Origin of the sequence: Microbacterium sp. F51-2R (assembly GCF_052180235.1) — a bacterium.
Classification (GTDB): Bacteria; Actinomycetota; Actinomycetes; order Actinomycetales; family Microbacteriaceae; genus Microbacterium.
Map to the genome: position 1 here is coordinate 2,061,583 of NZ_CP197470.1, position 13,986 is coordinate 2,075,568.

The 13,986-nt window shown below is 71.5% G+C and carries 13 protein-coding genes; 1 reads left to right on the forward strand and 12 read right to left on the reverse strand.

Going from position 1 to position 13,986, the window contains the following annotated elements; genetic code table 11:
* Nucleotides 1-33: 33 nt before the first annotated feature.
* The 12 genes from ACSBPH_RS09160 to ACSBPH_RS09215 all read right to left on the reverse strand — a co-directional run bounded on the left by ACSBPH_RS09160 (nucleotide 34) and on the right by ACSBPH_RS09215 (nucleotide 12,155).
* Nucleotides 34-1,422 (reverse strand): glycine--tRNA ligase, encoded by a 1,389-nt coding sequence (locus tag ACSBPH_RS09160; protein ID WP_442574042.1) that lies wholly within the window; start codon nucleotides 1,420-1,422, stop codon nucleotides 34-36.
* Between the two features lie 106 nt (nucleotides 1,423-1,528).
* Nucleotides 1,529-2,563, reverse strand: a complete 1,035-nt coding sequence (locus ACSBPH_RS09165; RefSeq protein ID WP_442574043.1) for a hypothetical protein — start codon at nucleotides 2,561-2,563, stop codon at nucleotides 1,529-1,531.
* A gap of 15 nt (nucleotides 2,564-2,578) precedes the next feature.
* Nucleotides 2,579-4,450 carry a substrate-binding and vWA domain-containing protein gene (locus tag ACSBPH_RS09170; RefSeq protein WP_442574044.1) on the reverse strand — a complete coding sequence of 624 codons (1,872 nt, stop codon included), beginning with the start codon at nucleotides 4,448-4,450 and terminating at the stop codon, nucleotides 2,579-2,581.
* Between the two features lie 65 nt (nucleotides 4,451-4,515).
* Nucleotides 4,516-4,884, reverse strand: a complete 369-nt coding sequence (locus tag ACSBPH_RS09175) for a DUF4870 domain-containing protein (protein WP_442574045.1) — start codon at nucleotides 4,882-4,884, stop codon at nucleotides 4,516-4,518.
* A 65-nt stretch (nucleotides 4,885-4,949) separates the two neighbouring features.
* Complete coding sequence (locus ACSBPH_RS09180; RefSeq protein WP_442574046.1) at nucleotides 4,950-6,284, reverse strand: alpha-hydroxy-acid oxidizing protein; 1,335 nt, start codon at nucleotides 6,282-6,284, stop codon at nucleotides 4,950-4,952.
* Nucleotides 6,285-6,338: 54 nt separating this feature from the next.
* Entirely contained in the window at nucleotides 6,339-7,253 is a 915-nt protein-coding gene (locus tag ACSBPH_RS09185) for a hypothetical protein (RefSeq protein ID WP_442574047.1), read from the reverse strand.
* Entirely contained in the window at nucleotides 7,250-8,383 is a 1,134-nt protein-coding gene (menC, locus tag ACSBPH_RS09190; protein ID WP_442574048.1) for an o-succinylbenzoate synthase, read from the reverse strand. Before menC ends, ACSBPH_RS09185 begins: the two co-directional genes overlap by 4 nt.
* Before the next feature lie 28 nt (nucleotides 8,384-8,411).
* Nucleotides 8,412-9,185 carry an isocitrate lyase/PEP mutase family protein gene (locus ACSBPH_RS09195; protein ID WP_442574049.1) on the reverse strand — a complete coding sequence of 258 codons (774 nt, stop codon included), beginning with the start codon at nucleotides 9,183-9,185 and terminating at the stop codon, nucleotides 8,412-8,414.
* A 94-nt stretch (nucleotides 9,186-9,279) separates the two neighbouring features.
* The gene (locus tag ACSBPH_RS09200; protein WP_442574050.1) at nucleotides 9,280-9,675 is read right to left on the reverse strand and encodes a hypothetical protein; all 396 of its coding nucleotides are present in this window, start codon (nucleotides 9,673-9,675) and stop codon (nucleotides 9,280-9,282) included.
* A gap of 63 nt (nucleotides 9,676-9,738) precedes the next feature.
* Nucleotides 9,739-10,254, reverse strand: a complete 516-nt coding sequence (locus tag ACSBPH_RS09205) for a hypothetical protein (RefSeq protein WP_442574051.1) — start codon at nucleotides 10,252-10,254, stop codon at nucleotides 9,739-9,741.
* A gap of 104 nt (nucleotides 10,255-10,358) precedes the next feature.
* Nucleotides 10,359-11,273: a cyclase family protein gene (locus ACSBPH_RS09210; RefSeq protein ID WP_442574052.1), complete on the reverse strand. Its 915-nt coding sequence runs from the start codon at nucleotides 11,271-11,273 to the stop codon at nucleotides 10,359-10,361.
* Between the two features lie 156 nt (nucleotides 11,274-11,429).
* A complete protein-coding gene (locus ACSBPH_RS09215) occupies nucleotides 11,430-12,155 on the reverse strand; it encodes a GNAT family N-acetyltransferase (RefSeq protein ID WP_442574053.1) in 726 nt (241 codons plus the stop codon).
* 136 nt (nucleotides 12,156-12,291) lie between these two features.
* On the opposite strand from ACSBPH_RS09215, the gene ACSBPH_RS09220 reads away from it, so the two are divergent.
* Complete coding sequence (locus tag ACSBPH_RS09220) at nucleotides 12,292-13,692, forward strand: MFS transporter (protein ID WP_442574054.1); 1,401 nt, start codon at nucleotides 12,292-12,294, stop codon at nucleotides 13,690-13,692.
* The last annotated feature ends 294 nt before the right edge of the window (nucleotides 13,693-13,986 follow it).

The following is a 13,986-nucleotide window of genomic DNA, read 5'->3' on the forward strand; positions in this document are numbered from 1 at the left end:
GTCAGGCCCCGCGCCGGTCAGGCCCCGCGCCGGTCAGGCGCCGCGCAGACGCTCCGCGAGGTAGCCGACGAGACCCTCGAGCGGCACGCGCTCCTGGCTCATCGTGTCGCGGTCGCGAACGGTGGCGGCCTTGTCGTCGAGCGAATCGAAGTCGATCGTGACGCAGAACGGCGTGCCGACCTCGTCCTGGCGACGGTAGCGGCGGCCGATGGCGCCCGCGTCGTCGAAGTCGGTGTTCCACCCGTTCGCACGGAGGTCATCGGCGAGCCCGCGCGCGATGGGCGAGAGCTGCTCGTTGCGCGAGAGCGGCAGGACCGCGACCTTGACGGCGGCCAGGCGCGGGTCGAGCTTGAGCACCGTGCGGGTGTCGGTGCCGCCCTTCGCGTTGGGGGCCTGCTCCTCGTGGTACGCGTCGACGAGGAACGCCATCATCGCGCGGGTCAGGCCGAACGAGGGCTCGATGACGTACGGGATGTACTTCTCGTTCGTCGCCTGGTCGAAGTACGACAGCGACTGGCCCGACGCCTCGGAGTGCGAGCGCAGGTCGTAGTCGGTGCGGTTGGCGATGCCCATGAGCTCGCCCCACTCCTTGCCCGGGAAGCCGAAGCGGTACTCGACGTCGATCGTGCCGTCGGAGTAGTGCGCGCGCTCCTCCTCGGGCACGTCGAAGCGGCGGATGTTCTCGGGGTCGATGCCGAGATCGACGAACCAGTTCCAGGATGCCTCGACCCAGTGCTCGAACCACTCGCCGGCCTCGGCGGGCGAGACGAAGTACTCGATCTCCATCTGCTCGAACTCGCGCGTGCGGAAGATGAAGTTGCCGGGCGTGATCTCGTTGCGGAACGCCTTGCCGATCTGGCCGACGCCGAACGGCGGCTTCTTGCGCGACACCGTGACGATGTTGGCGAAGTCGATGAAGATGCCCTGCGCCGTCTCGGGGCGGAGGTAGTTGAGTCCCGACTCGTCGTCGACGACGCCGAGGTAGGTCTTCATGAGGCCCGAGAACGCCTTGGGCTCGGTGTACCGGCCCTTGACCCCGCAGTTGGGGCACGGCACGTCGGCGAGGCCGTTCTCGGCCGCGCGGCCCTTGCGCGACTCGAAGTCCTCGATGAGGGTGTCGGCGCGGAAGCGCTTGTGGCAGTTGAGGCACTCCACGAGCGGGTCGGTGAAGGTCGCCACGTGGCCGGAGGCCTCCCACACGCGCTTGGGGAGGATCACCGAGGAGTCCAGGCCCACCATGTCGCCGCGGCCGCGGACGAAGGTCTGCCACCACTGCCGGCGGATGTTCTCCTTGAGCTCGGTGCCGAGGGGGCCGTAGTCCCACGCCGAGCGGGATCCGCCGTAGATCTCGCCCGCCTGGAAGACGAACCCGCGGTGACGGGCGAGGGCGATGACTTTGTCGAGACGGGACTGCTCGGCCACGGTGGCTCCAATGGTCGGGAGGAAGGGTGTGGGTCGCGGAATCGCGGTGATGCGACGGAAGCCTCGGCATCCGTCGCATCTATGAATCCTAGCCGTGCCCGGCTGATCAGCCGGTGGGCGCCGGCGGCGGGAAGGGGCGGTCGTCGGAGGCCTGATCGAAGGCGCGGTCCCAGTCCTGCAGCTCCTTGCGGCGACCGATGAGCCCGTCGAGCGAGACCTGGAAGTGCAGGCCCCGTCGCGCGTTGACCTGCTTGATGTTCTCGACGAGTTCGGTCGAGACGCTGTCGAGCGCGCCCTGCACCTCGCGGACGCGGTCATCGGGGTCATCCCACAGGTTCGGGTGGCGGAGGATGTCGAGCAGATAGTCGCGACCCACCGCCGCCGTGAGCTTGCGCAGCTTGTCGTCGTACTCGACGGAGGCGATCGTGACCTGGTCCTCGCCGCTACGGCGGTCGAGCCGGGTGAAGAGCTCCGTGACGTTGTCGGCGAGCACCCCGATGTCCTGCGCCGTCCGGGCCGCGACGGGATTGCCGGATGCCCCGGCCGCCGCGTACTCGGCGATGAGGCCGCGCAGCGCCACGACCTGGTCGCGGACGGCATCGGGGAGGCGCCGGCTGTCGGCGGCGCGGCGCCGCCTCGACCGCACGACGCCGATGACCGCGATGCCCGCACCGAGGAGGAGCGCGACCGCGACGCCGACCCCGATGACGGGACCCGCGTCCATTCCCGGTGGGGGCGAGGACGGGGTCTCGGCGATGACCTGCTGCACCGTCTGGGTGAGGGCGGCGTCGACGGAGTCGCTCGAGCTCTCCGCCTCGTTCGCGATGCGCAGTGCCTCCCCCTTGCCCAGGACGCTGGACCCCGCCGCCACGTCGTCCCCGACGGCCACGATGATCGTGTCGTATCCCGGGTTCGCCGATGCGAGCTCGCGGACGATGTCGGACGCCGTCCCCTCGAGCCCCGCGTTCTCGGAGAACACCGCGATCCCGATCGAGGCGTCGCCCACCTGCTGGTCGAGCTGCTGCGTAAGCGTCGGGGCGTTCGCGACCTCGTTCGAGACGTACACGTTCGAGTTCTGCAGCGCGGCGGCCGCGTCGTCGACGTACCCGTTCGTCGAGAGCGGGATCGGCGGAACCGGCATGATCCTCCCCGCCGACTAGAAGTTGTTGATGACCGAGGCGAAGACGAGGTCGATCTTGGCCGCGTCCGACGCGTCGAACCACTGCCCGCCGGTCGCCTCGGCGATGCGCCGAAGAGCAGACGTGTCGGCACCTTCACCGTACGCGATCGGGAAGATGCGGACCGGGGCGGAGTCGTTGCCCTCGCGCGACGACCTGCCGATCTTGGCCAGGAGCGAGTCGAGCGACGTCGTGGAGTCGGTGTCCTGCCCGTCCGACAGCACGACGATCGCGTTGATGCGCCCCGGTTCGGCGCGGTCCTTCATCTCGTCGTACGCGGCAGCGATGGCGTCGTAGAGCGGGGTGCCCTGGCGGTTCGAGAAGCGCAGATCTTCGATCGACGACTGCAGCGACTCGAGGTCGGAGGCGAGCGGAGAGACCTCGCGCACGACCGCGACATTCTCGCCCTTGGACCCTTGCAGTCCCGTCGTGAAGGCCCAGACGCCGACCTCGTCGGTCCCGCGGAAGTGCCCGAGGGTCTTCTGCGCGCCTTCGATCGCACCGTCGAGCTTCGATCGGCCGTCACCGATCGCGTCATCCATCGATCCCGAGATGTCGATGACCTCGAGCACCGACGACGGCTTGCGGATGCGCGTCCACTGGTCGATCGCCGCCGACACGACGTCGACGGACGGCTTCGGCAGCGTCACGACCGGCTTGGCCGGGTCGACGCCGTACTCCTTCGTGAAGAGCTTGCCGAGCGGCACGGAGTCCTGGAGCGGGCGGAAGCCGTACTCGGGGAGGATCTTCTGCGCCGCCTCGGTCTGCAGGAACGCGGCGAAGGCGAGGCCCGCCTCGCGCTGCACGTCGGTCACCCACGGTGCGCCGAGCACCGTCACGGGGTTGTCGGACCACATCGATCCACCCTTGGGGTAGACGGCGACGAGCTTCTCCTTCGGCGGGGTGAGCTTCTCACCCGGCTGCACGGTGTGCGAGTCGGGATTGCCCTGGTTGTAGTTGAGGAGCGAGGTCTCTTCGATCGCGATCGCCGAGACGTACCCCGAGCCGCCCGTGCCGTTCTGCGTCTGGTCGTAGAGGCGCGAGAGCACCTTGCCGGTCGTGTCGCCGTAGTGGATGACGCACTCCTCGAAGACGCGCGAGAAGTCCGCGGCGGCTTCGACGTCGGCGGCCGTGAGATCGGACGTCTTCCCGGATGCCTCGTAGGACTGCATGAGGATCGTCGAGAGCCCCGTGGTCGACGTGTTGGGGTTCGTCTTGGAGATCTTGAACGAGCCCCACAGCGGCTTGCCGACGCTTCCCCACCCCTCGGGATCGGAGCAGAGCTTCGCGAGATCGGCGATCCCGATCTCGGTGTCGGGCCAGCCCAGCGCCTTCGCCATCGTCTCGGGCACGCCGAAGACGACGGGCGTGTGGGTGAACGACTTCGGCTCTCCGACGAGCGAGGGGGATGCCGCGGCCGCGACGCGCTCGGTCCACACGGTCGAGGCCGGCGACCACATCGCCGGCCAGCGGCGCGTGTTCTCATCGGGCCAGTCGCCGCCCGAGGTCAGGTAGCGCGTCGCATCACCCGACGAGACGTTGATCGGACGCACGGTCGCGCACGTGTCGAGCGCGTCGAACTCGGGCGACTCCTTGAAGGCGTCGGCGAGCGCGTCGAGCATGTTGACCTTCTCGGACGATGTCGCGATGACGACGTTCGTGCAGCCGTCGTCGGCGAAGTCGCCGCCGTCGCCGGTGTCGTCGCTGGTCGCGCCCGTGCAGGCGGCGAGGACGATCATCGACGCCGCGGCGACGGTCGCCGCGGCGGCGAGGCGCCACGATCGCGGACGTCCGCGTTCGGTCGAGTGGTCAGGTGTACCGGCGAGGGTGCGCCGTCGGCCGGGCGACATGTGGCCAGTGTAAAGGTCCCGATGCACGGCCGCATCGCGCGCCCGAGGCGATCCCGCGGGGGCCGTCAGCGCACGAAGCGGATCGTCAGCGGGTACGTGTACCACTGGCCGTTGCCGGCCTTGACCGCCGCCACGATCGGGAACACGATCGCGAGGATCGCGGCCGCGATGAGGATCGGGATGCCGATCAGGATGACGGAGAGGATCGAGCCCACGGCGACCACGATGAGCAGGGTCAGCTGGAAGTTGAGGGCGGTCGCGGTGTGGGAGCGGATGAACGGGCCGCGGTCTTTCAGCACGAGGTACCCGATGAGCGCGGGGAAGAAGCTGAAGAAGATGCCGCCCAGGTTGATGAGCACGGCCCAGAGCTTCTCGTCGGACGGGTTCATCGGGGTCGTCGGGCCGCCGTAGGGCTGAGAGTTCGGGTAGGTCACGGGTCCAGATTAGGGGGCGCGGCGCGCCGGCGCCCGGGGGTCATCCCCCGATCTGTCGGGGGCTTTCACGCCCTCCGCAGCGCGTCGGGGCCGAGCTGCGACACCGCCGTATGACCCGACAGCCCGAGAGTGATGTCGAGCTCGGCGAGAACGTTGCGGATGACCTCGCCGACGCCCTCCTCCCCCGCGATCGCGAGTCCGTAGGCGTAGGGCCGGCCGAGGGCGACGGCCGTCGCGCCGAGGGAGAGCGCGATCGCGATGTCGGCGCCGCCGCGCACCCCTGAGTCGAAGACGACGGGCACACGGCCGCCGATCCGCTCGACGACGCCCGGCAGCGCGTCGAGCGTGGGCACGGACTGATCGATCTGCCGGCCGCCGTGGTTCGAGACCCACACGCCATCGGCTCCCGCGTCGAGCGCGCGGCCGGCATCGTCGGGATGAACGATGCCCTTCAGGACGATCGGGAGAGTCGTCCATTCGCGCGCTTTGGCGAGGTCCTCCCACGTGAGAGCAGGCGTCGAGAAGACGTCGAGGAACGTCTCGACGGCGGCGCGCGGCAGCGGCGAGCGGAGGTTCTCGCGCAGGCCGCCCGACCCCGTGATCGCGGCGCCCTTGCGGGCGATCGAGATCCCCGCGCGGATCGTGCGGGGCGTCACGCGCACGGGCGGCGGGGGCGGCGGGGCCGAGGCATCCGCACCCCGGCGCACCCGCTCGCGCACGAGCTGCTGGAAGACCGGATCGCTCGTGTACTGCGCGATGCCGAGTCCGCGCGTGAACGGCAGGTACGCCAGGTCGAGGTCGCGCGTGCGCCAGCCGAGCAGGTGGGTGTCGAGGGTCACGACGATGGCCTGGCAGCCGGATGCCTCGGCCCGCCGCAGCAGCGACGCGTTGAGCTCGTCGGAGGCCGACCAGTAGAGCTGGAAGAAGCGCGCTCCATGGGGCGCGGCATCCCGAACCTCCTCCATGGGGAAGGAGGCCTGATTCGAGAGCGTGTACGGGATGCCGAGCGAGGCCGCCGCCCGCGCCACCGCGAGGTCGGCCTCGGGGTGCGCCATCTCCATGACGCCGAGGGGTGCGAGCAGGAGCGGCGTGGGCCTGTGGATGCCGAGGAGGTCGGTCGACAGATCGCGCACCGACACGTCGCGGAGGGGCCGGGGCCAGACCTGCCGGCGCTCGAAGGCGGCGCGGTTGGCCGCCACCGTGCGCTCTGCTCCCGCTCCGCCGGCGATGTAGGCGAAGGCCTCGGCGCTGAGAGCCTTGCGCGCCGCGTTCTCGAGCGCGACGGGATCGATGGGAACGCGGGGCGTGGAGCCGCTGATCCCCGCGCGGTAGATGTCGGACTGCGCGCGGCGCGAGATTCCGCGCGCGGCCGCCGGATCGTCGGGAGCGGCGTAGCTCATGGCCTCAGCCTACGAGTGCGGGGTTCGTGCGGGGTGGCGCGGCGTCGCGGAGGGTCAGTTCGGGAAGCCGCACCACTGCCCCACCCATGTGAGGATGTGGCCGCGCATCTCCTCGCCGGCGGCGAGCTGGATCTGGCCGGGCTCGCCGTCGAGCTCGATGTCGACGTTGAAGACCGTGCCGCGCTTGTCCTCCTGCACGACGTGCGGGTCGCAGCGCAGCGGAATCATCGGCAGGTGCACCTCGACCGGCGCGGTGCCGTCGCCGGTGATCACGACGTCGAGGGGATAGTCGACGTTCGGGTGCCCGGCCCACGTGAGGAGATTGGTCGAGTGGATGGCGACGATCTTCGCGTCCCCGTCGCCGGTGGGGGTGATCGTGAGCGACAGATCGGCCGGCTGCCCCGGCGCCGAGGGGGTGAAGGCCGAGATCGTGACGTCGGCCGCGGCCTCCAGCGCCTGCGCGCGGCACTCGCGCGCGTGCAGCGGCGGCACGAACGAGAGCGGATCGGTGAGGCGCGCGGTGGCCGTGCCCGAGGCATCCGTCGTCGACCAGTCGAGGGTCACGGTCGGCGTCGCGTCGTCGGGCGCCGGGCAGGCGACGGCGGGGAGCTGGACGGGGATCGCGACGGTGGAACCGGCGCGCACGGTGCTCTCGCGGTCGTTGATGCGCTCGGCCGGCCCGTCGAAGCGCGGATCGTCGACGCGCACGCCTCCGACGACGAGGGCGGTCGGGCCGTCGTTGGTGATCATGACCTGGGCCCACCGCGACGCGACGTCGGAGCGCAGCTGCCGCAGCTCGACGCTGACGTGCGGCGGCAGGGTCGAGGGCGAGGCATCCGTCGTCTGCCCACCCGTGCATGCCGTGAGGAGGAGGACGAGCGCTCCGCACGATGCGAGCGCGACACGCCGTGCGCGACGAGTCGGGCCACGGCGTGTCGCCGGCCGGTCGTGCGGACGGCCGGGTCTCATCGCCGGAGGACGACCTTCTCGACCGTGACCTCGTCGAGGGCGACGGGGTCGATGTCGACGCCGATGCCGGGTGCGGTCGGAACGCGCACGTGGCCCTGCTCGAGCACGGCGGGCTCGGTCACGATGTCGCGGAGGTAGAACCGGCTCGACGCCGAGACGTCGCCGGGGAGCGTGAAGCCCGGCAGGGCCGCGAGCGCCGCGTTGGCCGCCCTCCCGATGCCGGTCTCGAGCATGCCGCCGCACCACACCGGCACCGAGGCCTGCCGGCACAGGTCGTGCACGCGCACGGCTTCGAGGTAGCCGCCGACGCGTCCGGCTTTGATGTTGATGACGGATGCCGAGCCCAGCGCGAGCGCGTCGGCGGCGGCCTTCGCCGACACGATCGACTCGTCGAGGCACACGGGGGTCTTGAGACGCCGCGCGAGGGTCGCGTGGTCGACGATGTCGTCTTCCTGCAGCGGCTGCTCGATGAGGAGGAGGTCGAAGCGGTCGAGCTCGGCGAGGGTGTCGGCATCGGCGAGCGTGTAGGCGGAGTTCGCGTCGACCTGCAGCGGGATGGCCCCGAAGGCGTCGCGCACGGCTGCGGTGTCTTCGATGTCGCGGCCGGGCTTGATCTTGATCTTGATGCGCACGTACCCCTCGTCGAGGTAGCCGCGGACGGTCTCGACGAGCCCCGCGGGATCGCGCTGGATGCCGACGCTCACGCCGCTCGGAACCCGGTCGTGCACGGCGCCGAGGTACTCCCCGAGCGGGCGAACCTCGGCGCGCAGGGCCGCGTCGAGCACGGCGAGCTCGAGGCCCGCCTTCGCCATGCGATGCCCGACGAAGGGCTCGAGCACGTCAGCAACCTCTTCAGGGGTGACGGTCGCCCGCTCGAGGAGGGCGGGGATGAGCCAGCGGGTCGCGACATCCCACGCACCCCGCGTGTACTCGCTCGAGTAGAGCGGCGCCTCCTGCGTGACGATCTCGCCCCAGCCCTCGCCGCCGTCGGCGAGCGCGCGCACGACGATCACCTCGCGCACAGACTCGGTCCCGAACGACGTCGTGAACGGCGAGACGAGCGGGATGTGCAGGACGCGCAGTTCGAATCCGTCGAGGGTGACGGGCGCCGCCGTCCGGGCGATGGGCATGCAGTCAGGGTAGTCCCGCGGCGATCGGTCAGTTCAGCTGCTGTGTGCCCTCCGGGATGCCGCCGCCCGCGTGCACATCGCGCACGAGGCTCTGCAGTGCCGTGAGGGCGACCCGCTGCGGGAACGGTCCGTACGAGACGCGCGCGACGCCGAGCTCCTCGAGCTTCGCGAGGGCCAGCGACCCCGGCACGGCGATGACCGAGAGCTTGCGCGGACCGAACGCGTCGACGAGGGTGCGCACCTGCGACTCGTCGAGGCGGCCCGGAACGAACACCACCGGCGCTCCGGCGGCGAGATACGCCCGGCCGCGGGCCACGGCGTCGTCGAGGTTCTCCTCCGGCGTGCGGCCGGCGCCGCGCACGAAGGCATCCGTCCTGGCGTTGAGCACGAACCGGATGCCCTCGGCCTCGCCCGCCGCGAGCGCCGCCTCCACTCCCCGCACGGCCTCGTCGAGCGGCTTGAGCTGGTCCTCGATGTTCGCGCCGACGACCCCGACGCCGATGGCGCGGCGGATCGTCTCGCCGACGTCGCCGTACCCGGCCTCGAGATCGGCCGAGACCGGAAGGTCGGTGGCGCGCACGATCCGGTCGATCGCGTCGAGGTGCAGGTCGAGCGGGATCCGCTCGCCGTCCTCGTAGCCGAAGCTCGCCGCGATCGAGTGGCTCGCCGTCGCGAGGGCCTGGGTGCCGGGTTCGGCGGCCACGACCTTCGCCGAGACCGCGTCCCACACGTTGACGAGTGTCAGCAGCTTCGGGTCTTCGTGCAGCGAGAGGAGGCGGTCGGCGTTCTGCGTGAGTGTCATGCTCCGAGTCAACAGCGCAGGGCCCCCGCCGTCTTCCCTCTTGACGCCGGATGACGCCGGCGGCGACCGGGCCGCACGCAGCCCGGTGGACTGCTCAGCCGAAAGGCGTCGCCGCCGGCTCCCCGGGCTCGCGGCGACGGAGCGTCCGCGGCGCGGGCCATTCCACCTCGAACCGCGTGACCGGCACGTCGATCGCCCCGAAGTCGTCGGTCTGCACGACGATCCGCCCGGCCTCGCCGACGCGTCCCGGCGTCACCTCGACGAGCTTCACCCGCCACGGGTCTCCTTCGGGAAGGTCGAGCACCCAGACGTCGGCGAGCCACGCGAGTCCGTTCGCCTCGAGGGCGGATTCGGCCTCGAGCCAGTCGACGGCCGCGGATGCCTCGCGGCCGAGGAGGTCGACGGCCACCCAGTCGTCGCCCTCGGGACGGATCCAGCCGAGGAGCTCGCCGTCGTCGCGGCGATGCGGGGTCCAGTCGGCGGGGAGCATCCCGTCACGCTACCGGGCACCGCGTGCGAACGGCAGGCCTCGGGCGGGCGACCGGCCGCGCGGTCACGACACCCGTACGGCCTCCATGTGCTGCTCGAGCCACCAGGTCGCGCCGCCGTCGGCCGACGACCAGCCGTCCCACGTGAAGGAGTCGGCGGTGATGTCGCTGAAGTTCCACCGGATCGGGATGTCGCGATCCGCGAGCAGCTCGACGCCGTCCTGGCGGATGCCGTCGCTGCCGTGGGCACTCGCGACGAGGCTGCCGTAGTTCGAGTGAAGCGTCCCGAACCAGTTCACGCGCCACGCGCCGATCCGCGGGTCGTACGCGCGCACCGTCGTCCCGGCGATGACGGGGTCGTCGCCCCGGTCGCTGCCGAGGATGACGTCCTGCACGGCTCGGCCGCCGAGCACCCACGAGAAGACCCAGGTGCGCTCGGCCGACCCCCACTCCTCGTCGGGCGAGGATCGGTAGCGGTTCCGCACACGCCACGAGCCGACGAGGCGACCGAAGAGGTCGAGCTCGGCGGCGAGGGAGGGTTCGGGGGCGTCGGCGACGAGGCCCGACACGAAGTCGCTCATGAACCGAAGCTAGGACCGGCCTCCGACATCGCGGGCAGCCGGCGACGATCCGTCCGCCGCCGCGCCGAGAACGACGATGGCCCGCGGGCCGACGGCCGCGTGCATCAGGCGGGCAGCTCCGCGAAGGCCCGCACGGGGAACGTGCCGAAACCCTCGACCGCCGGCGGAGCGGCCGTGAACCGGGCGCCGCCCGGCGGGAGCGCGCCGAGGTTCGTGAGGTGCTCGACGACGTGGATGCCGGCATCCAGCAGCAGCGAATGAGCGGGACGCTCGCCGCCGGACTCGGTGTCGTCGATGTTCAGCGCGTCGATCCCCACGAGCGCGGCTCCGGCGTCGACCAGGTGCCGGACACCCTCCTCGGTGAGGAACGGCGACCCGCTGCCGTACGCGGGCTTGCCGAACCAGCGGTCCCAGCCTGTGTGCAGCAGCACCGCGGCGCCCCGCACATCGCGGTCGAGCAGCGTCTCGGCGCGGATGCCCCGGCGCTCGGGGGTCCAGGCGTCCTCGAGGTGGAAGACCTCGGCGCGCAGCCCCACGAGGGTGGAGAGGTCGAGGCCCGCGAGGTCGGGACCCTCGGCGTAGCGGTGGAACGGCGAGTCGAGGTAGGTGCCGGTGTTGCCGATCATGTGGATGACGTCCATCGCGAACTCCGTGCCGGGCGCGTAGCGCGACCGCGAGTCCTCACGCGTGAGGTGGGGCGTGATGGTCGGCGCGGGTAGGCCCGGATAGGTCACGAGCCCGGCCCGGATGGGGTGGCTGAGATCCACGATGCGGGTGGCCGAGGCATCCGTCATCGGCGTGACGCCCCTGCTCCCGCGATGCGGCTCCTCGACGACGCGCAGGCCCCGCAGCTCGACGGTGTCGACGAGGGCGAGACCGAGGTGCTGCACGAGCAGGCGCGCGATCGCCGCCTCGTCGAGGTCGGCAGACGGGAGGTCGAGGCGGAACCCCGTGCCGGCGAGCTCGCCGCCGTTGGCGAACGAGATCTGGAAGTCGAAGTGAGCGCGGTAGTCAGGCATGCGCGTCAGCATAGGGACGACGGATGCCGCGTCCCGCCGCAGCGTCGGAGATCGACAGTTCTTCGGAGCCGGACGGCAGAAATGCTCCGACGGTGCGGCGATCTCCGACGATGTGGCGGCCTCCGGGCGCTCGCGGCGCGCAGCGGGACCCGCGCGTCAGGGCCGGACGAACAGGTACCCGCGCTCGTCGTCGAAGCCCTCCACGACGAGCCCCTCGGCGAGGCGCGCGAGGAACTGCTCGCGCACGCGCAGGCGCCAGGACGCGGCATCCGCCGGCGACGTCCGCCGCAGGGTCTCGATGTCGCTCGGGATCTCGACCGAGGCGACCACCTCGTCGTCGGGCGGCGTGGCCACCGGCGGCGCGGCGAGCGCCCACGAGACGAGCACGCGGTCGGTCTCGTCGCCGCGGTTGACGCCGTCGTCCATGGGTCCGTACTGGTCGACGAGGTACTCCGTGATCCGCGTGCCGAGCACCCGCAGGTTGAAGTGAGCGTTGCGGGCGACGAGCGGGTCGAAGGTCCACGTGATGTGGCCGACCTCGCGCGCGAACGCCCATTCGCGCTGGTGCTGCTTGAGCACTCGGCCGAGACCCTTGCGCTGATACTCCGGCAGCACGCCCGTGATGTGCGAGTGCATCGAGCGTTGCGCGGGGGCTGCGAAGAAGGCGACGGATGCCCCGACCAGCCGGTCGTCGTCGTACAGGCCGACCGCGTAGTTGCCCGAATGCGCGAGCGCGCGCAGGAGGTTGGGCGGCATGCCGCCGCGGTCCCCGCCCCACACTTCGGCGAGGGCCTCGGATGCCGCGAACACCTCCTCGACCGTCTCGAGCGGACGGATCTCGATGCCGGCTGGGGTGCGGGACTCGGCGGACGGGGCGGCCATGGGGCCACCCTACGCGCCCCGTCGCGGGAGCTGCGAGCGGGCGGCGGCCGCGGCATCCGACCCTCACGGCGCGAGCCGCCGATAGCCTGGAGCCGTGGCGTCGAAGGATGAGCAGGCTCGAAGAAGACTCACCCGGATGCCACCACAGGGGGCGATCGTCGCGGTCCTCGCGATCGCGGGTCTGGCGTCGTCGTTCATGTTCACGCTCGTCGTGCCGATCCAGTCGAAGCTCCCCGAACTCCTCGACGCGAGCCGGGACGACACGGCCTGGGTCGTCACCTCGACGCTCCTCGCGGCCGCGATCCTGACGCCCATCTCGGGCCGCCTCGGCGACATGTACGGCAAGCGGCGCATCGTGCTCGCGCTCATGGCCGTCATGATCGTGGGCTCGGTCATCGCGGCGCTCTCGCCCGGCATCATCGGCATCATCGTCGGGCGCACTCTGCAGGGGGCCATCGTCGGCGTCGTGCCGCTGGGCATCTCGATCCTCCGCGACGTGCTGCACGAGAACCGCGTCGACTCCGCGATCGCCCTCATCAGCGCGACGCTCGGGGTCGGCGGCGCGCTCGGCCTGCCGATCAGCGCCTTCATCACCGAGCGCGCCGACTGGCACGTGCTCTTCTGGGTCGCCGCGGGACTCGGCGTCATCGTCTTCGGGCTCGTGCTGTGGATCGTGCCCGAGAGCGTGCTGCGCACCGCCGGCCGGTTCGACTTCGTCGGAGCGGCGGGCCTCGCGGTCGGTCTCCTCGGCACCCTCCTCGCCATCTCGCGCGGCAACGAGTGGGGCTGGACGTCGGCGCCCACCCTCGTCCTCGGCATCGGCGGACTCGTCGTGCTGCTCGTGTGGGGCTGGTACGAGCTGCGCATCGCCGAACCGCTCCTCGATCTGCGCGTCGCCGCCCGCCGCCCCGTACTCCTGACCAACCTCGCCTCGGTCGCGATGGGCTTCTCGCTGTTCGCCTCGAACGTGGCCTACCCGCAGATACTCGAGCTGCCCGCCGCGGCGGGCGGTTTCGGCCTGTCGCTGCTGGCCGCGAGCTTCGTCGTGATGCCGTCGGGGATCGTCATGATGGCGCTCTCGCCGTTCTCGGGCCGCCTCGCGCGCACCGTCGGCCCCAAGCTCCTCCTCGTGCTGGGCGCCTTCTCGCTCATCCTCGCGTACGCGTACACCCTCCTCTTCTCGGCGGAGGTGTGGCAGCTGGTCGTCGCGAACTTCCTCATCGGCGCGGGCATCGGGTTCGGCTACGCCTCGATGCCGATGCTCATCATGCGCTCCGTGCCGCAGTCCGAGACGGGCGCCTCGAACGGTCTCAACGCCCTGTTCCGCTCGCTCGGCACGAGCGTGGCCGCCGCGGTCATCGGCGCCGTGCTCGCGACGATGGTCGTCGATGTGCAGGGGATGCCTGCGCCCACGCCGGCCGCCTTCACGGTGTCGTTCCTCCTCGGCGGGATCGCGGCCGTGATCGCCCTCGTCGTGGCGCTGTTCATCCCGCGTCGGCGCGCGGCCGAGGAGCGGCATCCGTCCCTCCCCGAGTAGGCCGCCCGCGCCGCGCGAGGAGCCCCGGCGGCCCGCCGCGCGGAGCCCCGGCGGTCCCCGCCGCACCCCGACCATCCCCTTCGCGCCGGTGAGCGCATCGCGCGGCACGCCGCGACGGGGCCTGTCGACCCGGCGACCCCGACCACTACCCTGACCCCATGGACGACCGGGCGCGGGGGCAAGGCGACAGGACGGGCGACAGAGCGGGCGGCGGGCCGGAGCAGGTGCCGGTCGGGGCTCCGGACGGCGCGACCGCGGCCGGTGCGGCCGCGCGCGACGGGGCGGCGGGCGACT